The following is a 23,281-nucleotide window of genomic DNA, read 5'->3' as shown; positions in this document are numbered from 1 at the left end:
GCAACCCCGTTTCAGGGAGCGGCTACTTTTTCTCCGTTTACCACCACATTGTCCAGTGTCAGGTTTACGACATTCTCCATTTGTATGGCTTTGGGCGCTTTCTTTACGCTGATGTTCCGCAGGGTGATGTTGTACAGTTTTGCCTCGGGCAGTCCGTTTGCCATGAGCGCCACGCTGTCTACCCGGTTGCAGGTTACGTCTTCGATGCAGATGTTGCGGAACAATGTAGGGTGATTGCCGCCCCGGTATCCATGATAGTTTGTACGGAAATTAATTACTCCCCACAGGCAGACGTCCGCCTCAATGCGTCGCATATTCAGATTTTCGAAATAGCCGCCTCTGTCCAGATTGGATTTGAAGTAGATACCGTTACGGCAACTGTCTATCTTGCAATCTTCGATATAGATATTCCGCACTCCGCCCGACATTTCGCTGCCGATGGTGATGGCCCAGCGTGCAAAGTGGCAGTTGCGTATAATGACGTTCTCCGTGGCCTGGCCGATGCGCCACCCGTCTTGGTCGCGTCCCGATTTGATGGCGATACCGTCATCGCCTACGTTGAAGTCCATGCCTTCTATCAGTACATTGGTGCAAGATTCCGGGTCGCAGCCGTCATTGTTGTAGTTATTGCTGTCTATGTATACATTCCGTACGGTTACGTTGTCACAGAATACCGGGTGGATAATCCAAAAAGGAGAATCGTATATCTTTAAATCTTCCACCAGCACATTCTTGCAGCCATAGAACTGTATCATGCAGGGGCGCAGATAATGCCCCTCTCCGAATACGCGCTTGTATACCGGGACGGAGTCAATACCCATTTGGCGCAGACGGTTCACTGCGGGACCTTGTATGGCGTGCCAGTCATTGAAGGTTACCGAGCCGTTGCCGTCGATGACACCTTTGCCGGTTACTGCAACGTTCGTACATTGGTAAGCGTAGATGAAGGGGGAATAGTTGAAACATTCCGTCCCTTCCCATTTGGTCAGCACCATGGGCAGATAGTCTGCGGCTTCGGTAGAGAATTCCAGACGTGCACCCTCGGCGATGTGCAGATTTATGTTGCTTTTCAGTGTAATGGCTCCTTTGATGAAGTAGTTTCCGGCGGGGATGAGTACGGTTCCGCCACCATTTGTATTACACAGGTTGATAGCTTTGAGAATAGCGTGCCGGCTGTCGAAGGTGGTACCGTCCTTTGCTCCGTAGTCGGCTACGTTGTAAACCGTATCGGCAAATGTGGGTGGTACGATATTTTTTAGTATTTCGGGTACTTTGGCCCATTCTCCGGCTTCCTTCCGGGGAGATGTAGCGGTGCATGCTCCTATCGTCAATAAAAGGGACAGGCACCAGAGTGCAGATTGTTTTTTCATGGTATTACAATATTTAAAATGGTATTATGTTATTGGTGGAGCTTCACGTAATTCAGCCGTGTCCATTTGTTCTTGCCGATGGTATATGTGTTGGCAACGCGTGCCGAGACTATATGTATTACTTCGTCTGTCCGGTAAGCGCGCTCCGCAGCGGGCAGTTGGCACGAGTGCCGGCTTGCGGTTCGGGAGTTGACGCGGAAGGTTACAAGATTTCCGGAAGCATCTTTCAGCCTTAATACTTGGCGGACATAGAAATAAGGAGTCGTACCTCTGACTTGCGTCTTGTAGGGGTCATCCTCCAGACGGACACTGAGAACAGTCAAAGTAAGATTCTCCACTTTCTCCCCTTCCTTGCCGAGGAAACGTCCGGCGGGAGGTTGCTTGGCTTTCCGTTGCAGGATGTCGATGTGGACGGAATGGTATATTCGGGCGATTTGCGCGAAACGTTCCTGTTTGGGTATCCGGGGAGTAAACTTGAAAGCTATCCAAGTGAGATAACCGGGATCCACTTGCAGGATTTCGTGCAGATAATGCCCGCGATATTTGCCGAATGAGATAATATCGTCACCCCTGTTCTGCATCCGCTTGGCGTTGTATTCCACTAAGAGCAGGGGGCGCAAGGAGTAATAGCACAGGGTGCTTGCCATCCGTAAGGTTTCGTGTATGTCCTCGTTCAGGTCGAACAGATAAAATATGGACTGCCTTTCGGGCAAGGGAGAATAAATCCATAGGGAATACCGGGGATGTCCCGCCCTCGGCAAGACCACAAGATAAGCGCCCGCCTCTTTGAAAGAAGCTTTCTTCAAGTTGTATTCATTTAACTTTTGATACAACGAGTCTTGCTCTGTGGCAGTGATGCCCGGAATAAGCGGATTTGCCATACATCGATTTGCTTATTCCAAATATACGGAATTTTATTTAGAATCGCACCATTAATTCCAGTACAATTTTGTCTTGTTCGGATTCTTTTGCAATGCTGTTTTTGGCGTAGAAGTATTTCTCGTAATTCAGGCGCAAGTCTGTGCGGAATGCTTTGCTGAGGCTGAAAGTGATGCCGCCCGTCAGGCGTTGGCGTTTGTAGTCGGTGACGGTTAGTGCGCCGGTTTCTTCATCGGTGGTTTTGGCGTCGCTTTGATCTGTCATCATGTCGTAACGCAAGAGGAAGGACATTTTATTGAAAACTTTTCGCAGGGGCAAATCGTAGTTGATGAATGTATTCACCGCCTGTACGTCTCCGAAGGCATTGTCCGAATACTGCTTGTACAGATACTCGCCTTCGATGTGGAAACGGTTGAACTCATAGTAAGCGCCGATGTCGTACGATTGTACCCGTACTTCTTCCGGCTGGATGCTTTGTACGCTCAGTGTCAGGTTCAGACCTTTGGTGAAAAGGAACCGGGCTTTGGCGGAGTAGTTTATTTCTTTGTGCCATTCCTTCTGGTTGGTCAGTCCCGAACCGTTGTAAAGCCCGCCTTCCACCGTTATGGGGAGGTCGGTGGGCAGCGTATATCCCAGTGTGATACCCACGTCGCGCACGTTGCCCACCTGTTTGGCGATGAATGAACGGTTGGCGAAGTACTGCTGGTGCGGCGAGCGGTGGGCGTCGATGGTAAACGGTACGCGCATTTGTCCGGCGGTCACTGTCAGCCCCTTGACAGGAAAGAGACGTGCATAGGCATCCAGCATCTTGATGTTCCCTTCGTCCGACAAGTCGATTTCGGCTTTGTAGGCAACAATCGGCAATACATTGCCGGTGAAGCTGACACGTGCGTTGCGCACTTCAAAACGTCCGGCTCCCATTGTGGTCTGGTATTCGTATTTGGCGCGGATTGTTCCATGTATTTCGGGCAGGTAATCCTTTGTTTCCAGTTTGTCCTTGTCTATCTTTTTTCCGTCCTCGTTGTTATAGGAACTTTGGGCTTTTGCTGCGAATGGCAGTAAAGCAATGAGTAGCATCAATGCGCTTTTTTTCATAATTTGTTGTTGTCGATTTATTTACGGCGGCAAAGATACAGTCATATGTGTTGTGTTTTTATGTCATACGTGTTTCGTTTCTATTACAAAAGACCTTGTTCTTCCATTTTTCGCTCTTCTTCCAAAATCTCGGGTGTCAGTAACTCTGCCGGGAGGTAACTGCTGAGAGGGATACGGAATGCTTTGGTCTTTTTGAGGCGTTGCATCAGGTTGCGGTCCGGCACGAAGTATAGTTTGGACACCTGTACTTTGCCGGGGGTAACATCTGCCGGATGTTCGTAGCCTTCACTGCCCAGTGCGAGGTGGAACGAGCCGAATTCGCGTATTGTGACCGATTCTCCTTTGCTCAGTTCTGTTTCTATCACTTCACTGATAGCGGTCAGCACGCCTTCCACTACACCGCGGCTGAAACCGCCCCGCATGGCAACGAGGTGTCCCAACTCTTTTTCGTTTACTCCGCCGCGTTTTTGCAGCTTGTGGGTTACGGCATACCAAAGTCCGCTTTTCTTCTTGTTGAGCAGGTTCTTTTTTTGTCTTACAAGGTATGGAATTGACATGGTTTTCTTTCTCCTTTCATTATTTTTTATCGTTATTTGCGGGGATGCCGGTCTTGTTCTTTTCCCCTTATGGCGGAAAACTTACGAGTTGTACAACCGGGGCATGACGAGTTGTACAACTGGAACGTGACGAGTTGTACAACCCGTAAATCTTTCGTAGGTACAAATGTAAGCAAAGAAAAGGAGAATAGCGGCTTTCTTTTGTGAAGGCATGCTAAAAAGCCGTACCTTTTCTCTGTCTTCTACTTGAAAACCCGTATTTTTGCAAGCTAAACGATGAATATCCAAGATATGAACAAGGCAGAGAAGCGAGTGTTGGTTGGTATGAGTGGTGGCATTGACAGTACTGCCACCTGTTTGATGCTGCAGGAACAAGGCTACGAGATAATCGGCCTTACGATGTGGGTGTGGGGAGACGAACCGTCAGAGGCTCGCGAACTTGCACGGAGTATGGGCATTGAACACTACGTGGCGGATGAACGCGAGGCTTTCCGCAATGTGATTGTACGGAACTTCATCGATGAATACCGGCAAGGACGGACGCCTAATCCCTGCGTGATGTGCAATCCGCTGTTTAAGTTCCGTATTCTTACGGAATGGGCGGACAAGCTGGGTTGCAGGTATATCGCCACCGGACACTATACCCGTCTGGAAGAATTGAACGGGAATATATACATAGTGGCGGGAGATGACGACAAGAAAGACCAGTCTTATTTCCTCTGGCGATTGGGGCAGGATGTTTTGAGACGTTGCCTTTTCCCGTTGGGAGCATATACAAAACTGCAGGTGCGCGACTATTTGCGCGGCAAGGGTTATACGCTGAAAGCCGAAGAAGGGGAGAGTATGGAAGTTTGTTTCATTAAAGGAGATTATCGGGACTTCTTGCGCGAACACTCTCCGGAGATGGACAACGAAGTAGGGCCGGGATGGTTTGTCAATTCGGAAGGGGTGAAGCTGGGCGAGCATAAAGGCTTTCCTTACTATACCATCGGGCAGCGCAAGGGACTGGAAATAGCTTTGGGCAAGCCTGCCTATGTCTTGAAAATCAATCCGCAAAAGAATACGGTGATGCTGGGCGATGCCGAACAGTTGAAAGCGGAGTATATGCTGGCGGAACAGGATAGTTTGATTAATGAGGCGGAGGTCTTTGGAAGCAAGGAACTGACGGTTCGCATACGTTATCGCAGCAAGCCGATTCCTTGTTCGGTGAGACGTCTGGAAGACGGACGCCTGCTGGTGCATTTCCGGTCGGACGCATCCGCCATTGCTCCCGGACAATCTGCCGTGTTCTATATAGGGAAACGGGTGGTAGGCGGTTCGTTCATCGCTTCGCAGCGCGGCATCGGTATGTATTTGAATGATTAAGAACTAAAAAATAGAAAGTAAGAGAGATAATGAGAAAGAGATTGTTGATTCTTTCAACTTTAGTGTTGCTTGCAGCAGGCGCTTCGGCACAACAGGATACGTTGAAGTATCGTATTAGTTTAAGAGACAAGGCGGTCACCGCTTATTCGTTGGAACGTCCGGAACAGTTCCTTTCACAAAAGGCTATTGAAAGGCGCCGGAAACAAAATCTGGCAATTGATTCCACCGATTTGCCCGTTTGCCGCAAATATGTCGATGAGATACGCAGGCAGGGGGTAAATGTGATTGTCACCGGTAAATGGGAGAATTTTGTCACAGTTTCCTGCAACGACTCTGCTTTGATAGACCGTATTGCGGCATTGCCGTTTGTACGCACTGCGGAGAAAGTGTGGACCGCCCCGAAAACAAAGGGAGAGATGATGTCTGCAACACGCGATTCGGTAGTCAATACCCCCAAAATATATACTGACAGCATTTATGGCCCCGCCATTACTCAAATCCAGTTGAGCAATGGAGACAAATTGCATGATGCCGGGTTCAAGGGACAAGGAATGACGATTGCCGTAATTGATGCCGGATTCCATAATCTGGACAAGATAACGGCGATGCAGAATATCCGCGTTTTGGGAACGAAAGATTTTGTCAACCCTCAGGCGGATTTGTTTGCCGAAAGCAGTCATGGGATGAGTGTGCTTTCCTGTATTGGTATGAACCGGCCGGGAATAATGACGGGAACTGCACCCGAGGCCTCTTTCTGGCTGCTTCGCAGTGAGGATGAATATTCAGAGAATCTGGTGGAACAGGATTATTGGGCGGCGGCTGTTGAGTTTGCCGACAGTGTAGGGGTGGATGTGATCAATACCTCTTTGGGATATTATGCTTTCGATGATAAGTCGAAAAACTATAAATACCGCGATTTGGACGGACACCATGCCTTGATGTCCCGTCAGGCATCACGCATTGCCGATAAGGGCATGGTGTTGGTGTGCAGTGCGGGTAATTCGGGAATGGGTTCTTGGAAGAAAATAACTCCGCCGGGAGACGCCGAGAATGTGTTGACGGTAGGCGCTGTGAATAAGCGGGCGTTGCTGGCTCCGTTCTCTTCTATCGGCAATACCGCCGACAACCGGATTAAACCGGATGTAGTGGCTGTAGGTGAGGGGTCGGACGTAATCCGTACGGACGGCAATCAGGGTAAGGCGAACGGGACTTCTTTCTCTTCGCCTATCATGTGCGGTATGGTAGCTTGTTTATGGCAGGCATGCCCCAAGCTGACTGCGAAAGAACTGATTGAACTGGTCCGCTCTTCCGGTGACCGTGCCGATTGTCCGGATAATATCTACGGTTACGGTGTACCGGATATTTGGAAAGCGTATAATAGCTACAAGCAAAAGAAGTAAAAAAACAGAAGCCCTCAACCATATACTTTATCTTTAAAAACATGGATGCATTATCACTATACGACCTGAATGCCCTGGTGCGCCGCAGTTTGGAGCAATGCCTGCCCGACACCTATTGGATACAGGCGGAGCTAAGTGATGTGCGCACCAACAGCACCGGGCATTGCTATCTGGAGTTTGTGCAGAAAGACCCTCGCAGCAACAACCTGATAGCCAAAGCGAGAGGAACGGTCTGGTCGAATGTATTCCGCCTGTTGAGACCCTATTTTGAAGAAGCTACGGGGCAGGCTTTCGTGTCGGGCATCAAGGTGTTGGTGCAGGTCACCGTCAGCTTTCATGAACTTTACGGGTACAGCCTTACGGTGCAGGACATAGACCCTACTTATACCGTGGGCGACATGGCACGCCGGCGCAAGGAGATTCTGAAACAGTTGGAAGAAGAAGGGGTGCTTACGTTGAATAAAGAGCTGGCAATGCCCCGCTTGCCGCAACGCATTGCCGTTATTTCTTCGTCAACCGCTGCCGGATACGGTGACTTTTGCCATCAGTTGCAGAATAATGCGAGGTGTTTTTACTTCCATACGGAACTTTTTCCGGCGTTGATGCAAGGTGAGCGTGTAGAGGAGTCTGTCCTGGCCGCTTTGGATAAGATAAATTCTCGCTTGGATAGTTTTGATGCAGTAGTTATCATCCGGGGCGGTGGAGCCACTTCCGACCTTTCCGGTTTTGATACTTATCTGCTTGCAGCGGCTTGCGCGCAGTTTCCCCTACCTGTCATAACGGGCATCGGACATGAGCGCGACGATACAGTGCTCGATTCTGTCGCCCATACCCGTGTCAAGACTCCTACTGCGGCTGCGGAATTCCTGATAGATTGTATGAATGATGCGGCCGATGAACTGGATGTGTTGGCTGACCGTCTGTATGGAGGGGTTCAAAGCCTGTTGTCACAAGAGTATCAAAAATTGGCGTCGTACAAAAACCGTATTCCTTCTGCCGCTTACAGGTACATATCGGATGCGAAATTTGCGTTGCTTGCAGAGAGGAAAGATATGGCGCAGGCTGTGACATCTTCTTTGTCCGGTCATCGTCATCGGTTGGAATTATTGCAACAACGGCTGGCAGACGCTTCGCCCGAGAAACAACTGGCACGCGGCTACAGCATCACGTTGAAAAACGGGAAAGTTGTAAAGAACGCTTCTCTCTTGAATGAGGGAGATGAAATCATTACCCGCCTGCATAAGGGGGAAATCACTTCAATAGTAACCAATGAATCGTCAAAAAAATAATAGCCCTATGTCTACACCCAAGAAAAAAGAAACGTATTCCCAAGCGATAGAACGGCTGGAGAAAATTGTAAGCCAAATAGACAATAATGAACTGGAAATTGATGCGCTTGCCGAAAAAATTAAAGAGGCGAACGAAATAATTGCGTTTTGCAGTGACAAACTGACGAAAGCTGACAGGGAAATTAAAAAATTACTGGCGGAGAAGCGGGAATGTGAAGAATAAAAACTATTTTTGTTGCTGATTGTACATAGTAGCAACTAATATTTTAAGAGATATGAAAGAACTGGATTGGGCTAATCTGCCGTTCGGCTATATGAAGACAGATTACAATGTGAGAATTTACTATCGTAATGAACAGTGGGGCGCATTGGAAGTATGCAGCGAGGAAACCATTCCCATGCATATGGCTGCCACTTGTCTGCACTATGGCCAGGAGGCATTTGAAGGCTTAAAGGCGTTCCGTGGCAAAGACGGCAAGGTGCGTATCTTCCGTTTGGAAGAGAATGCGGCGCGTTTGCAGTCTACCTGTCGGGGCATCCTGATGCCAGAACTGCCGACAGAGCGCTTTAAAGAGGCTATCCTTAATGTTGTGAAGCTGAATGAACGTTTTATTCCGCCTTACGAATCGGGAGCTTCCCTGTATATCCGTCCGTTGCTGATTGGTACGGGAGCACAGGTTGGAGTGCATCCGGCAAAAGAATATCTGTTTGTGGTATTTGTAACACCGGTAGGCCCTTACTTCAAGGGGGGATTCTCAACTAATCCGTACGTTATTATTCGCGAGTTCGACCGCGCCGCACCTTTGGGTACAGGTATCTATAAGGTAGGCGGTAACTACGCCGCCAGCCTGCGTGCCAATAAGAAAGCGCACGATTTGGGTTATGCTTGCGAGTTCTATCTGGATGCCAAGGAAAAGAAGTACATCGATGAATGCGGTGCTGCCAATTTCTTCGGTATCAAAGACAATACATACATCACTCCGAAGTCTACTTCTATCCTTCCGTCCATTACCAACAAGAGTCTGATGCAATTGGCGGAGGATATGGGCATGAAGGTGGAACGCCGTCCGGTTCCGGAAGAAGAGCTGCTGACTTTTGAGGAAGCGGGCGCTTGCGGTACTGCTGCCGTTATCAGTCCGATAGAACGCATTGACGATGTGGAGAACGGCAAGTCGTACGTGATTGCCAAAGACGGAAAGCCGGGACCTGTTTGTACGAAGTTGTATAATAAGCTGCGTGCCATTCAATACGGTGACGAACCCGATACGCATGGTTGGGTAACTATCGTAGAATAACGCATGAGCGTAAAGATTACAACCCTTGTCGAGAATTCGGTTTACGGCAAGGGACTACAGGGAGAGCACGGGCTTTCCCTGCTTGTTGATACGGGCGGACATCGCCTGCTGTTTGACACGGGGTCTTCCGACCTCTTTATGCGCAATGCCCGGATACTTGGGATTGATTTAAAGGAAGTGGATTTCTTGGTGCTGTCGCATGGACATCGTGACCATACAGGCGGGTTGCATCACTTTCTCAGAGTGAACCGGACGGCTAAGGTAGTCTGTAAGAAAGAACTTTTCATTCCGAAGTTCAAAGAAGAACGTGAAAACGGCGTGCTGCATCCTGATGCGTTGGATAGTGCGCGCTTCCGTTTTGTAGACGAGGTCACCGAGTTGTGCTCCGGGGTGTTTGTTTTTCCGCAGTTGCCCGTTACGGATGAGGGCGATACGCATTTTGAACACTTCTTCACGTTGGCGGAAGGGAGAAAAGAAGCTGATACTTTTGCGGATGAACTGGCATTGGTGCTGAAGCAAGCTGATGAAGTGTCTGTTTTGAGCGCCTGTTCGCATCGGGGAATTACGAATATCATCCGCACGGTGCAGGAATATTTTCCGCAGGCATCGTTGAAGCTGGTATTGGGCGGTTTTCATATCCGCAATACTGCAAAAGAGAAATTTGATGTGATAGCCCGTTTCTTTGAAAGCCATTTGCCGCAACGGCTGGGCGTTTGTCATTGTACGGGTATTGATAAATATGCATTGTTTCATCAATGCTTTGGCGACCGGGCTTTTTATAACTATACCGGTCGGGTAGAAAAACTTTAATACATACGAATGGGAAAGAATAAATTAGAGAAGTTTGCCGATATGGCGAGTTATCCGCACGTTTTTGAATACCCGTACTCGGCAGTGGACAATGTTCCGTTTGACATGAGAGGGAACTGGCATCAACAGTTTTTCAAGAACAATCATCCGGTTGTGCTGGAACTGGGTTGCGGACGTGGAGAATACACAGTAGGGCTGGGACGTATGTTCCCCGACAAGAACTTCATCGGGGTGGATATAAAAGGAGCGCGTATGTGGACGGGAGCCACCGAATCTCTGGAGTCGGGCATGAAGAATGTCGCTTTTCTGCGTACCAACATCGAAATAATAGACCGCTTCTTCGCACCGGGCGAGGTGAGCGAGATATGGCTCACATTCCCTGACCCGCAGATGAAAAAAGCCACCAAGCGCCTTACGTCCACTTACTTTATGGAGCGTTACCGCAAGTTCCTGAAAGACGGCGGCACCATTCACGTAAAGACCGACAGCAACTTTATGTTTACCTATACCAAATATATGATAGAGAAGAACGGACTTCCGGTAGAGTTTATCACCGACGACCTCTATCATTCCGGTCTGGTGGATGACATCCTCGGTATTCGCACCTATTATGAACAACAGTGGCTGGATCGCGGTTTAACCATAAAGTACATCAAGTTCAGGCTTCCCCAATGCGGAGAGCTGCAAGAACCCGATGTAGAAATAGAGTTGGACGAGTATCGCAGCTACAACCGCAGCAAGCGCAGCGGTCTTCAAACCGGCAAATAAACAGGGACTATCAAATAGTAAATAGTAAATCGTAAAATAGTAAATAACATGACTCTCTATCCTAAATTGATTTTGGATGCACTGGCAACAGTGCGCTATCCCGGCAACAAGAAGAACCTCGTTGAGGCGGAAATGGTTGCCGATAATTTGCGTATTGACGGGATGAAAGTCAGTTTCTCGCTGGTTTTTGAGAAGCCGACCGATCCCTTTATGAAGTCAATGGTAAAGGCTGCTGAAACAGCAATACATACCTATGTCTCACCGGAAGTGGAAGTGACGATTGCCACCGAAAGCCGTCAGGCTGCACGGCCGGAGGTGGGCAAACTGTTGCCGCAGGTGAAGAATATAATTGGCGTGTCTTCCGGTAAAGGCGGTGTGGGCAAGTCTACCGTCTCCGCCAATCTGGCGGTTTCTTTGGCTAAGTTGGGTTATAAGGTAGGTTTGCTGGATGCCGATATCTTCGGACCTTCCATGCCCAAGATGTTTCAGGTGGAAGATGCCCGCCCGTATGCCGAGAACATCGGCGGACGTGATTTGATTGTGCCTATTGAAAAATACGGTATCAAACTGCTGTCTATCGGTTTCTTCGTAGATCCCGACCAAGCTACCCTATGGCGCGGCGGTATGGCAAGCAATGCGCTGAAACAGTTGATAGCCGATGCCGACTGGGGTGAACTGGATTATTTCCTGATAGACCTTCCGCCCGGAACCAGCGATATTCATCTTACCGTAGTGCAGACACTTGCCATGACCGGGGCTATCGTTGTCAGCACACCGCAGGCGGTGGCTTTGGCGGATGCCCGTAAAGGCATCAACATGTTTACGAATGATAAGGTGAACGTGCCTATTCTCGGTCTGGTAGAAAATATGGCTTGGTTTACCCCTGCCGAACTTCCGGAGAACAAGTACTATATCTTTGGTAAAGAAGGAGCCAAGAAACTTGCGGAGGATATGAATGTTCCGCTATTGGGACAGATTCCTATCGTGCAGAGTATCTGCGAGAGCGGGGACAAGGGTACTCCCGTAGCTTTGGATGAGAATACGGTGACAGGACGCGCCTTCTTGCAATTGGCGGCAGCCGTTGTCCGTCAGGTAGACCGTCGGAATATGGAAATGGCGCCTACCAAGATTGTAGAGACACATAAGTAAAAAATACCCGTATTATTAACTTTGAATTTGAAAAGCATGAAGAGTTTAAAGGTATTGCTTTTTGGAATATGCATTGCATTGTGCGCATGTTCGTCGCAGACATCTGCTGTGCATACCAATGACAAGGGAACTCAATGGCAATGGGAAAACGGAACGATTGTTGTTGAAACTCCCCAGCGTCCGGCAGACCGGAAGAGCGTGGTAGGGCTGGCACTTCCTAAAATGGAAGTGGTACGCGTAGGATTTGTCGGTCTGGGTATGCGTGGTCCCGGAGCGGTAGAACGTTTTACCCATATCCCCGGAACGCAAGTTGTGGCACTTTGTGATTACGAACAGGAGCGTGCGGATAAGTGCCAGAAATATCTGGAACGGGCTTCTATGCCGAAAGCTGCCGTATATTCCGGTGAAAAGGGCTATGAAGAACTGTGTAAGCGTGATGATATAGACTTGGTTTATATCGCTACCGACTGGTTGCATCATTTCCCCGTAGCCATGTGTGCTATGGAGAATGGAAAGAATGTGGCTATCGAAGTTCCTTCCGCTATGAATATGAAAGAGTGCTGGGATTTGATTAACATGAGTGAGAAGACTCGCAAGCACTGTATGATTCTGGAGAACTGCTGCTACGACTGGTTTGAAATGAATACGCTGAATATGGCACAACATGGTGTGTTCGGTGAAGTGATTCGTGCACAAGGTGCGTATATCCATAATCTGAGTCCGTTTTGGAATCATTACTGGAAAGACGGCGAGGGTGACAAACTGGGTTGGCGCCTGGACTATAACATGAGACATCGCGGTGACGTGTATGCCACCCATGGTCTTGGCCCTGTGGCGCAGGCACTTGATATTCACCGAGGAGACCGTATGCAGACCTTAGTTGCTATGGATACTAAATCGGTAGTAGGAAAGTCTTTGGTTGAGGCAAGAACGGACTCCGCTTGCAATAACTTCCGCAACGGTGATCACACTACGACATTAATCCGTACTGCTAACGGTAAAGTAATTGAAATACAGCATAATGTTATGACACCACAGCCATACAACCGCTTGTATCAACTGATCGGCTCAAAAGGATTTGCCAATAAATATCCCGTAGAAGGCTACGCGCTTGATGCCGACCAACTGGCAGCTTCGGGTGTGGAGCCTAAGGTGGACGACCTGAATTCACATGGTTTCTTGCCGAAGGCGGAGATGGAAGCGCTTGTCGCTAAATACCAGCATCCTATCTTGAAAAAATACGGTGATATGGCGAAAGAAGTGGGCGGTCACGGCGGTATGGACTTTATCATGGATAGCCGTTTGGTTTATTGCCTGCAAAACGGTTTGCCTTTGGATATGGATGTATACGATTTGGCGGAATGGTGCTGTCTGGCAGAGTTGGGTGAGCTTTCTATGGACAACAATTGTGCTCCGGTGGCATTTCCCGATTTTACCCGTGGCGAGTGGAACGTTGTGAAAGGGTATAAGCATGCTTATGCAAGCCCGGAAGAGGAAGCCGTTACAATGAAAAAGGCGAAAGCGTTTACGGCTGAATTGAAAGAACAAGGCGCTAAAGAATGGGCACAGGCTGAAAAGAAGTAATTACTTGTCAATGATAACAGGTGACCTTTCCGGAAACCTGTCTGATGATAAAAAGGTGTATTACAACTTGAACTATCCTATGGGATGTTCAGTATTGTAATACACCTCTTTATATTGGTCTTTGTACGTTAAGCTTAGTCGGTAACTTTCAATAACTCTTCTTTCATTTTTCCAATACCGGGAAAACCGGTCTGCTTGAATTTAATGTTTCCTTCACGGTCAACAACAAAGTATGTAGGAACTCCTCTGATTCCAAAACTTTTGTTTAAATACTCCCATTGTGCATTTGTCAGGCGGTAGTGCTCTCCATGAATATCGGGAATCATATTTTCCCAAGTTTTTAGCGGGGAAGTTTCTCCGGTGATGTATAGGTAAACGATGTCCTTATTTTTCAGTTCTTCTTTCATTGGAACCATCGCTTTGTTTGCCATGCGGCAAGGACCGCACCAAGTTGCCCAAAAATCCACTAAAAGAACCTTACCTCTGAATTTACTGATAATGGAGGCAAATAAATCTTCATTGGCTATCTGACCTGCCTCATTAATGGTAAAGCCTGACTTCTTCTTGTTATTCTCAATAGTCTGCAACAGCTGTTTGTTGGCTTGCAGTAATACTTGTTGATAAGCATCGGGCAGGGTACTGATTTCGGCTTTTTGGGTATCGGTCAGCGGGCTGAAATCTTTTATACCCTGATAAAGCAATGCCGTACGGGAAATGTCGAAAAATACGCCTTTATCCGTTCCCCATGCCCGGGCATAATCATCTTTGTGGCGCGCCGATACGATAACAGCATATGTATAAGGTTGTACAAGGGTAACTTGTGGCGTGTTCAGGTGTTTCAGTAATTCGGCAGGAATATAGTCTTTCGGCATGTTCTGATCTATTTTCCGGAAATATTCTTCGGCTTCATTTCGTTCCAGTTTTTTTTGTTGCAGGGCGGCTTGTGTCAGCAGTCCCGGAGCTTGTGTTAAAACCTCGATGATATTCAAGTCCTTTTCAAAAGAGAGCAGTTGCTTGGCTCCTGCACTGAGATTGGCATTGTCTATCTCCTGTTGTATGCCTTTTGCTGTTTCTAATATATAACTTTTATAGGATGTTATATCCATATCACCGGCCTTTTCTATCAGGCTTTGGTAGTCGGTGATGATAGCTGTGTTGATGCGGTTTCTGTTTAGTTCCTCAGACAGGCTCGCCATCGGACCGTTGATGTAGGCGGGCTCCCCATAGGGCTTTTTGTTCTTGTGGAAAGTAGAATTCTTTCGGGATATCTCACGCAGGTTGATGTATAGTTCGCTGGTTTTTCCCGGTTCTACAAAGAAGTTGATGTTTGTGCCGAAGAGACTGAAGGCTGCCGGTGTGGTTCCTGTTATAGGGAAAGCAGTGCTGAAGCTTCCGTCTTGCTTGACTTCTACTGTCATGGGTTCCGTATAGCCTTTTATCGGTTCGTATAAGTACAGGGAGAGTTCCTTTGCCATGCTGGGATGATAATCCAGTAGTTTTCCTTTCACGGTAGTATTGCCATATTGAATGAGGGGAACGGGGAGTGTGGCTTCCTTATCCGCCGGATGGACCACAGCTTCTTTGGGTAATATCAGCTTCGGCAGTTCCTTGCTCTTCAACTGTATGCCCCAAATACTGAAAGCACCGTCAATGCTTTCTCCTTCTGTGAAGTCGATGGCAGTAACTTTGGCAGGTAGTGGCGGAAATACTAACCGGAATTCAGCTTCACCGGATTCCGGCATCCAAAATTCTTTGTCAGGAGTGATGCCTATACCCGAACGTAATAAATAGGTTTCTCCATTATTGTCTTGCAAATAACTGCCCGAAGCAATCCGTATCCAGTTTTTAGGACGGTATTTGGCATAGATGTGCAATACCGTAGCTGTGTCGCTAAGTATTATTTCACTTACCTCAATAGAAGTTGTGTTACGTACACAGAAAGGAGGTTTTTCAATAACCCGGTTCTTGGCTTGAATAGTACAACATAGCAACAAGCCGATGAGAAGAGATAGTGTTTGTCTCATAATGTATTGATCTTTTGTACCAAAAATACGGTTATTTTGTAGAAATGCAAGTTTTTGTGGGTTAATTGATGCAAAATGAAACAAAGAAAGAGGATATCTCAATACAAATATTGAGGTATCCTCTTGTACTATATTCTTCTTTTATACCTTATTTATTTTTCTTGAAAAGTTCTTTCAGGCAAATCGTTTTGTTGTTGATGAGCGGATGTGCCCAAAAACCGATGAATGTGATATAACCTGCGAATACCAGAATAATCAACATACCGGTGCGTAGTGAAGTTGCGTCTGCCAGCATACTGATAATCATCGGGCCACCGGCTCCGCCTACGATAGCGGAACACAAGATACCCGCAAACGAACCGTGATGTTGCGATGCCGAGTTCAGGGCCAACGAGAATACAATGGAGTACATCATGGAAATGCTGAATCCGATAGCCGGGAAAGCAATGAGAGAAATCTCTTTACTTCCGAAGAGGGCGGTCAGCAATAAGATAATGGTTAATACTCCTGAAATTTGGAGCAAGCGCTTACTGTCAATCAGTTTCAATAATACCATACCTACCAGACAGCCTGCCGTCATCAGTCCCCAAAAGTAACTTACAGCTTGCGCACCTTCTGCCTGCGGGTTTACTCCGTGATATTGTTCAAGGAATGTGCTCATGAAGATAGAGGTTCCTTGTTCCGTGCTCACATAACAGAAGATGCCGAGGAAAAACAGCCATACATATTTCTGTTTGAATAGCGCCACGTAGGAATCTTTGGAACCGCTTTTCTCATCTTCTTTCAATTCGATTTTCGGGAAGCGGGAAAGCCCTACGGCAATCAGCATAATCAGTAACAGAAGAGTGAATACCCAATATAGTGAAACCCACGGCATATCAGCCGGAGTCATATCGGCTAAAAGGTCGATAAAGAAGCTCTTTCCCTCTGTATATATATCCGGATTGAGTTCGTGAATCAGGTACGTGTATACCAGAGGACTCAAGAAAGAAGCGATACCAAATACAAATTGGGCGACTTCCGCTACGAAGGCATAATTTTCTTCTCCTCCTACAACGCGTTGTAGCGGATTAAGTACGGTTTGTAACATAGCCATACCCAAGCCTATGATAAAAGAAGAAGCTAACAGGATAGGGTAGGTATGCACACAGGCGAACAGCGTGGTTCCGATGAACGGCATCAGGAATCCCAGAAACAATACCGGTTTCTCACCGAAACGGTCAATCATCAATCCGGCAGGGATGGACATGATGGCATAGGCAAGAAAGAAAGAAGTCGGGATAAACCCTGCCATTGCCAAATCGCTCAGATTAAAATTATGAATAATGTCCGGAATGAGTGGCCCCAGAATGTTAGTAATAAATGATATGGTAAACCAAAACGCCATGATGAGCGCCAGCATTCCTAAATTCTTTTTCATATTGTTTTGTGTTTAATGGGAGAATACCAGTGATGCAGCACCGATACTTCCTGCTTTGTTTCCTAAAGATGCAGCCATGATTCGGGTATTCACGGCACAATCCGCCATGGCGTAGCGATGTGCTTTCTCACTGACTTTCTGAATATAGAAGTCGCCGGCTTCGGATAGTCCGCCGCCTATTACGATACGTTGCGGACTGAAGATATTGATAAACCCGGCAATGCCGTGCCCCAGAAAATCGCAATGTTCCTCCAGACTCTCTGTTGCCAGTTTGTCTCCTTCTTTATAAAGACGTACAATAAGTTCTCCGTTGATTTCTTCATTCGGAAATGAAATACCGGATTCACTTGCCCGTTTGCTGAAACGGCGTACCAATGCAGAAGTAGATGCGTAATGCTCCAAACAGCCTACAGAACCGCATGCACAAGGTTCACCGTTGGCGATAAGAGGTACATGACCCAGTTCAGTACCCCGGTTGGCAAAACCATTGAACAGTTTACCATCAATAACGACTGCGCCGCCGATACCTGTACCTATGGTCAGGAAGACTACATTTCTTGCACCTTGCCCGGCGCCATACATTGTTTCTCCCAATCCCATCAGGTTGGCGTCATTACCCATTTGCACAGGCAAGCCGGTTTCCGCTTCGATACGGTCGGCAAGATTCAGGTTTTCCCAGCCTTTGATGTTTTCTGCTCCGCCCAGTACGATGCGATTGGTTTCGTCTACAATACCGGGAGTGCCTATACCTATACCTTCTACTGCCACGCCAAGTTGTTGTGCCGAAGCCATTGTTTCTTTGCTGGCAGCTACTAATTGGCCGATTACTGCTTCTGCAGATACATCGGCTTTTGACGGTAATTTTCCTTGAAAGTGAAATACGCCTTCATTGTCAATAAGGGCGTATTTCACAGAAGTACCGCCAAGGTCAATTCCTATAGCGTATGTTTTACTCATAATCATCAAACTCTTTCAGCCCAAATCGGAGAACTCCATGCCCATTGTCCGTCACGCTGGCGTACGCGTACGTAATAATAGTCTGTGTCACGTTGAGGCTCTTTGTCTTCCATATAATGTTCCACAGTGTAGCAGCTTTCAGGCATGGCGCGGTTAAAGAGGATGGCTTCGCTCAACCAGCCAATCATGAAGTGAGAACGAGAACCTTCAAGCAGTTCACCCAATGAGTGTTCGAACTTCTTGCCGTTGAAGTCGGCGGTTAGTATTCCGTCTTTCGGCATTTCCAAGTCGAGGATTACTGCTTGCATAGCAGGAGTGGTGGTGTTAGGGTTCTTGCTGCTGTACAAATCCAGTTCCGTTTCTTTTTCACCAGCGGAGAGGATGCGGTTGACATGTGTCTTGAATTCTGTTTCACCTTCTTGGGGAGAAGTGAAAGCTGCACCGCGGAAACAGGGAGTAACACTTACGATGCGACCTTTATTTATTGCTAATTTTCCTTGCCAGTGTACGTATTGTTCCTCGCGGTTCCAACCGAAATCAACTTTTACTTTGCAACGGATGGTATCACCTTCCGGTGCAATCGGGGTCAACGGACCGTTCATGCGAGCCAGTATCTGGCCGTTTTTTACAATATCTACATAATCTATGCAGCTTTCGCCGGTTACATTCAAGTAAATACGGCGGCTGTTGCCACGAACGACATCACCCATGAAAGCATCGTTGAGGCGGAAGTCTATTAATATTTTGTCACCGGTAGCGGCACATACATGGCGGGTGCGAAGAGCTTCCCAAATAGCATCGCGAGTCAATGACGGTGCCATAACACCGATACGTCCGTCACCGTAGCTGCCCGGATAGCCAGAGTGTTGGTCGGTAGAAGCCATGATGCCGAATTTATGACCTTGGTCCAAACCGTATTGGATTGTTCCTTCCCATTGGCGCGGTCCCATGTCATGCAGATACGGATAGTCGCCTTGGTCGCTTTCCGCCAAACCATGACGTGAGTACATTTCTACGAACGGAGTAATATCTCCTTCTGTAAAGCATTTCCAGTTGTAGCCGCGATAACCACCCTGATAACCCATATGGTGTGGAGTGACGAATACTTTATGCCCTTTGGCTTTCTCTTTCCAATCCTCGATAGAAGTACATTCCACAAGCGGTGCATCCAAATCATAGTTTAATGCTACGTGGTCGCCATGTTCCATGCTATGAGCCTCGTATCCGACGAAAGTGAGGAATTCTCCTTCTTTATTGTATTCGTTGCTCATCTTTACATACTTTTCATAGCCTCCCTCGCGTAAACGTTTGAAAGCTCCGGTGTGATAGTCGATTACCCACTTCAGACGCGGATCGTTTGCACCCGGAATATCCGGCCACATGGCGTGAGGCGTTACACTGACAAAGTCCAGTTGTCCTTTGGCGGCTTCAAAAGCATCGCGCATATCACCGTGTCCATAAGTGATGTTACAGTGATTGTGTAAGTCGCCCCAAAACATCTTGAGATTACTGGCTGACGGCATAATCTTTTTTGCTTCCTTACTTCCAGCTGCACAAGAACCGAGCAGGCTTCCTGAAGCTGCTAATCCAAGAAAAGACCAGCCTGTGTTTTTTAGAAAACTTCTTCTATCCATGATAATAAATTTAATGGTTTTATCTGTTTTTCATTAATCTTCTGTCACCTTTGAAAAGTACATTGACTTTTTCATCAGGGTCGTTGTCTTTATATTGCTTTTGAGTATCTTGCAACAGTTGCATTAACTCTTTCTGTTTTTCAGCGTATTCCGGTTTGCCAAACACATTGTTCATTTCGCGAGGGTCTGCTTTCATATCATACATTTCCCATTCATCAATGTCATTGTAGAAATGAATCAGCTTGAAGTCCTGTGTGCGAATACCGTAGTGGCGTTTTACCGAATGTTCTGCAGGATATTCATAATAATGATAGTAAGCTGCCTTGCGCCAGTCGGCAGGGATCTTGCCTTCATTTTCCAATATCGTTTTTATGGAAGCTCCCTGAATATCCGAAGGAATTTCCACTCCGGCAAAATCAAGGAAAGTCGGGGCGAAATCCACATTCATACAAATTGCATTGCTTGTGCTACCGGCTTTTATAGCTTTGGGATAGCGGATGATGAGCGGCATACGTTGACATTCTTCATACATAAAGCGTTTGTCAAACCAGCCATGTTCACCGAGGAAGAATCCCTGATCGGAAGTGTAGACTATGATTGTATTGTCCAATTCACCGGTTTTTTCGAGATAGTTCAGTAAACGGCCGATGTTTTCGTCTACGGACAATACCGTAGCCAGATAATCACGCATATATTGCTGATATTTCCAGCTGATTAACGCCTTGCCTTTCAGGTTGCCCTTGCGGTATTCGGAAATACGTTGCGCATATACCGAATCCCATTTGTCTTGCACCTCGGCGGGCATACGTTTGTACACACTGTAAAGTCTGTTGGTGGTATCTTTCAACATCTCTGCACGAGTCAGCAGCTTCAAGTCCCAGTCATTTGTCAAAGTATGCTCAATAGACATATCTTGTTCGCGGGCAGCTCTCCCACGTCCTTCGTAGTCATCAAACAAATTGGCAGGTTCAGGGAATGTCGTATTATTGAATATACCCAAATGGCGTGGAGCCGGCATCCAGTTACGGTGCGGAGCTTTTTGGTGATACATCATACAGAAAGGTTTGTTCTTGTCCCGGCTTTCCAGAAACTTGATGGCTTTGTCTGTTATGATGTCCGTGGCATAGCCCTTTTCTACAATATGCTTTCCGTCTTCCCAGAAATCGGGATCATAATAGTCTCCTTGTTCATGCTGACCGCTTAGAATACTCCAATGATCGAAACCTTGCGGCTCACTGATAAGATGCCATTTACCAATGATAGCGGTTTGGTAACCGGCTTGTTGGAGTAATTTAGGGAACGTCTGTTGGTCACCGTTGAAGGTGCTTGCATTATCTGTAAATCCGTTTTCATGGCTGAATTTGCCGGTGAGGATACATGCGCGCGACGGACCGGAAAGAGCATTGACAGCGTAACAATTGTCCATACGGATACCCTCATTAGCTATACGGTCCATGTTGGGGGTTTGCAGTAGATTTCCACCGTAGCAAGACATGGCTTGCGTGGTGTGATCATCCGTCATCATAAAGATTATATTCGGACGCTTGGGCTCTTCTTTTTTCTGGCCGGCACAAGAAGCAAGGCTTAATGTAGCTAACGGAAGAAGCAAATTGGAGAAATTGTTTTTCATAACTGGATTGATTTGCTGTAATTCGTATATTATAATTTGTAATTTAAAGACTGTTTCTTGCCATTTACTTTCACCTCTATTTCCAGTCCGTTTTCATTGAAAGTTTTGTTTTTGAACTTAGCGGATAATTTGGGGGCATCTGCGCTGTTCTTAATCGGACAGATAACGGTAATATAACGTACAGCATCTTCGCTATCTTTTTTAACATTGAATGATACGTTCATACGTTTGTAACGTTTGCGGTAGGCGGTTGAGCACCATCCCGGTTCTTTCTTCATCGTCATACCTTCGGGACCGAAGCATTGCAGTTTCATGTTGCTTCCTTCTTCAAACTGGGTGATGAAAGTCATGTCTTCGCGATTGTTGGCGATTTCACCTTTCGGCATCTGATAGTGCAGGTTGATAAAGCCTTTTTGGCTTCCTGCCATTTCGTCTACAATCACAAAGTAACTGTTGTTTACGAAGAATATGGAACGACGGTGTTTTAGATTTTTGTAACTTGGATTTTCGGTAACTAATATCTGTATATTACCTTCCGGTTGCCAAAGCTTAGTTACGGATTCAGTTTGTTCCAGATTCTTGTCATTCAGAGTAACAGTATTATGCACACAAGTCTGGCGATGCCAGTTGCGTTGTTCCATTACTTCTCCTTCACCGGCATATACATAAGAACCGGAATCAGGGAACAAGTTTTTGCCGTTGAACCAGAGTTCGAAAGTCCCGTTATCCGGTTGGCAATGCCAAAAGGCTTTCGGACCGGCTTTTACTACCATCTGTGTTCCATCCATTCCCCAAGAGTTACGGAATACAAAGAATCCGGACTTTAAGAACCCTTTGGAGAGATAATCGGGCAATGCACCTTCTTTACCCTCAGTGGCTAAATACTTGATGAACTGATTTTTCGGGAACATTTTACTCCAATTGCGATAATCTTTCAGCATTTCAGATTTAGAAGTCAGTTTTGCATCACTGAAACAGGGGTTGGTGTAGTCCGGGAAAGAAACATTGGCATAGAATACAATCATTTTTTCAATGGTATTCAGGTATTCTTTCGGAAACTCATTGCGAAAACCGTTCAAGTCGGCTATATTTAATGCTTTGCAGAATATATTGATTGCAGCAAGATGGTAGTGCGGGTCAAGCTCAAATTGTCCACCGTCATTGTAAACCTGTACATTGATTTCACGATTCATGATGTTGATGCCGCTCTTTCTCCAAGCGGCCGCTTCCTTAAATTCTGGGAAGAAAGCGCCGGCATAAATCATGCGCTGTGCTTCAAATAGCAGGTGATTACCTTGTGCGGAGTAATTACCTAATATGTGGATGGCATGTTTATGATAGTTCACAAGAAACTCGGTCAGGAATTCCGGAGTGAACGAGGGAGACGCGACAAACAGCTGGAATTGTGAGGTCTGGTCTTGCAGACGGTTACTTACTTCCAACGGACGCCATGCAAAACGCATATTTTCTACGTCACCTTTCAGTTGGCTGTCACCGGTCATTTCATATTCTTTCTTATCTATCTTTACTAACGGATTTTTTCTGATCCAGTCAATATATTGTTTAGTCCATTCTTTGGCATATTTTTCGTCACCACTCAGACGGTAAGCCTTACCCATGGGGGTAAACCATTTGTGGCGGTGCAGCTGCCAGCGCAATTCATTGTCCTTTACCGGCCAGTATTTCCAGTCGATGTCTTCACCGTAGTTGAATGACGGTTGATAGCCTTTATGGGCAAAGAATGTGTGTTGCAGAGCCTCGTCCGCCATTTTCTGTTCATCCTTGCTGATAGAGAGTTTCTTCAGATTGATGTCGGGCGTTTTCACGTTGGTGCGTGTACGATAGTAATTGAGCAATGCTTGGGCAGCTTCTGTATCCTTACCCTCTTGGTGTAAGGCTTTTACCTTCTCCAATCCGGGATAATCCAAATTGAGGAGTGAAAAAGCCTCTACTTTGAGCTCTTGGGCATTGGCTTTTCCGATGAAACAGACAAATGCCAACAGGAGTATATATTTAAAAGTCTTGTTCATAATGCTTGCAGATATATTATCGGGA

At 46.8% G+C, this 23,281-nt stretch carries 19 protein-coding genes; 9 read left to right on the top strand and 10 right to left on the bottom strand.

Annotation, left to right across the window (positions count from 1 at the left end; genetic code table 11):
- Positions 1-11 precede the first annotated feature (11 nt).
- The 4 genes from DW121_RS07255 to DW121_RS07240 form a co-directional block, all read right to left on the bottom strand.
- A complete protein-coding gene (locus DW121_RS07255) occupies positions 12-1,370 on the bottom strand; it encodes a glycoside hydrolase family 28 protein (protein ID WP_118323404.1) in 1,359 nt (452 codons plus the stop codon).
- Positions 1,371-1,399: 29 nt separating this feature from the next.
- Positions 1,400-2,251 (bottom strand): hypothetical protein, encoded by an 852-nt coding sequence (locus DW121_RS07250; protein ID WP_118323403.1) that lies wholly within the window; start codon positions 2,249-2,251, stop codon positions 1,400-1,402.
- Between the two features lie 37 nt (positions 2,252-2,288).
- Positions 2,289-3,344, bottom strand: a complete 1,056-nt coding sequence (locus DW121_RS07245) for a porin (RefSeq protein ID WP_118323402.1) — start codon at positions 3,342-3,344, stop codon at positions 2,289-2,291.
- Positions 3,345-3,427: 83 nt separating this feature from the next.
- Complete coding sequence (locus tag DW121_RS07240) at positions 3,428-3,901, bottom strand: HU family DNA-binding protein (protein WP_117712200.1); 474 nt, start codon at positions 3,899-3,901, stop codon at positions 3,428-3,430.
- Between the two features lie 276 nt (positions 3,902-4,177).
- On the opposite strand from DW121_RS07240, the gene mnmA reads away from it, so the two are divergent.
- The 9 genes from mnmA to DW121_RS07195 are packed head-to-tail and all read left to right on the top strand — an operon-like array spanning position 4,178 to position 13,561.
- Positions 4,178-5,266 (top strand): tRNA 2-thiouridine(34) synthase MnmA, encoded by a 1,089-nt coding sequence (mnmA, locus tag DW121_RS07235; RefSeq protein ID WP_187120014.1) that lies wholly within the window; start codon positions 4,178-4,180, stop codon positions 5,264-5,266.
- Between the two features lie 29 nt (positions 5,267-5,295).
- Positions 5,296-6,666 (top strand): S8 family peptidase, encoded by a 1,371-nt coding sequence (locus DW121_RS07230; RefSeq protein WP_118323401.1) that lies wholly within the window; start codon positions 5,296-5,298, stop codon positions 6,664-6,666.
- Between the two features lie 41 nt (positions 6,667-6,707).
- Positions 6,708-7,955, top strand: coding sequence for an exodeoxyribonuclease VII large subunit (gene xseA / locus DW121_RS07225; RefSeq protein ID WP_118323400.1), 1,248 nt, complete (start codon positions 6,708-6,710; stop codon positions 7,953-7,955).
- 7 nt (positions 7,956-7,962) lie between these two features.
- Positions 7,963-8,178, top strand: a complete 216-nt coding sequence (xseB, locus tag DW121_RS07220; protein WP_117712289.1) for an exodeoxyribonuclease VII small subunit — start codon at positions 7,963-7,965, stop codon at positions 8,176-8,178.
- Positions 8,179-8,230: 52 nt separating this feature from the next.
- A complete protein-coding gene (locus tag DW121_RS07215) occupies positions 8,231-9,250 on the top strand; it encodes a branched-chain amino acid aminotransferase (RefSeq protein WP_117712193.1) in 1,020 nt (339 codons plus the stop codon).
- A 3-nt stretch (positions 9,251-9,253) separates the two neighbouring features.
- A complete protein-coding gene (locus tag DW121_RS07210; RefSeq protein ID WP_118323399.1) occupies positions 9,254-10,060 on the top strand; it encodes an MBL fold metallo-hydrolase in 807 nt (268 codons plus the stop codon).
- 9 nt (positions 10,061-10,069) lie between these two features.
- The gene (trmB, locus tag DW121_RS07205) at positions 10,070-10,828 is read left to right on the top strand and encodes a tRNA (guanosine(46)-N7)-methyltransferase TrmB (protein ID WP_118323398.1); all 759 of its coding nucleotides are present in this window, start codon (positions 10,070-10,072) and stop codon (positions 10,826-10,828) included.
- Positions 10,829-10,876: 48 nt separating this feature from the next.
- Positions 10,877-11,977, top strand: coding sequence for an Mrp/NBP35 family ATP-binding protein (locus DW121_RS07200; RefSeq protein WP_117712187.1), 1,101 nt, complete (start codon positions 10,877-10,879; stop codon positions 11,975-11,977).
- Between the two features lie 36 nt (positions 11,978-12,013).
- Complete coding sequence (locus DW121_RS07195) at positions 12,014-13,561, top strand: Gfo/Idh/MocA family protein (protein WP_118323397.1); 1,548 nt, start codon at positions 12,014-12,016, stop codon at positions 13,559-13,561.
- Positions 13,562-13,695: 134 nt separating this feature from the next.
- On the opposite strand, the gene DW121_RS07190 is transcribed toward DW121_RS07195, so the two are convergent.
- From DW121_RS07190 to hepC, 6 genes are all read right to left on the bottom strand, one after another.
- Complete coding sequence (locus DW121_RS07190; RefSeq protein ID WP_118323396.1) at positions 13,696-15,585, bottom strand: TlpA family protein disulfide reductase; 1,890 nt, start codon at positions 15,583-15,585, stop codon at positions 13,696-13,698.
- Positions 15,586-15,733: 148 nt separating this feature from the next.
- Complete coding sequence (locus DW121_RS07185) at positions 15,734-17,005, bottom strand: sugar MFS transporter (RefSeq protein ID WP_118323395.1); 1,272 nt, start codon at positions 17,003-17,005, stop codon at positions 15,734-15,736.
- Between the two features lie 12 nt (positions 17,006-17,017).
- Positions 17,018-17,962, bottom strand: coding sequence for an ROK family protein (locus DW121_RS07180; protein ID WP_117712287.1), 945 nt, complete (start codon positions 17,960-17,962; stop codon positions 17,018-17,020).
- 5 nt (positions 17,963-17,967) lie between these two features.
- The gene (locus DW121_RS07175) at positions 17,968-19,596 is read right to left on the bottom strand and encodes a Tat pathway signal sequence (protein ID WP_187120013.1); all 1,629 of its coding nucleotides are present in this window, start codon (positions 19,594-19,596) and stop codon (positions 17,968-17,970) included.
- 19 nt (positions 19,597-19,615) lie between these two features.
- Positions 19,616-21,226: a sulfatase gene (locus DW121_RS07170; RefSeq protein ID WP_118323394.1), complete on the bottom strand. Its 1,611-nt coding sequence runs from the start codon at positions 21,224-21,226 to the stop codon at positions 19,616-19,618.
- Positions 21,227-21,255: 29 nt separating this feature from the next.
- Complete coding sequence (gene hepC / locus DW121_RS07165; protein ID WP_117712177.1) at positions 21,256-23,256, bottom strand: heparin-sulfate lyase HepC; 2,001 nt, start codon at positions 23,254-23,256, stop codon at positions 21,256-21,258.
- Positions 23,257-23,281: the final 25 nt, after the last annotated feature.

It is taken from the genome of Bacteroides sp. AM10-21B (genome assembly GCF_003472565.1).
Lineage (GTDB): Bacteria > Bacteroidota > Bacteroidia > Bacteroidales > Bacteroidaceae > Bacteroides > Bacteroides propionicigenes.
The sequence above is the reverse complement of the archived record's forward strand: the minus strand, read 5'-3'. Positions and strand labels throughout refer to the sequence as shown.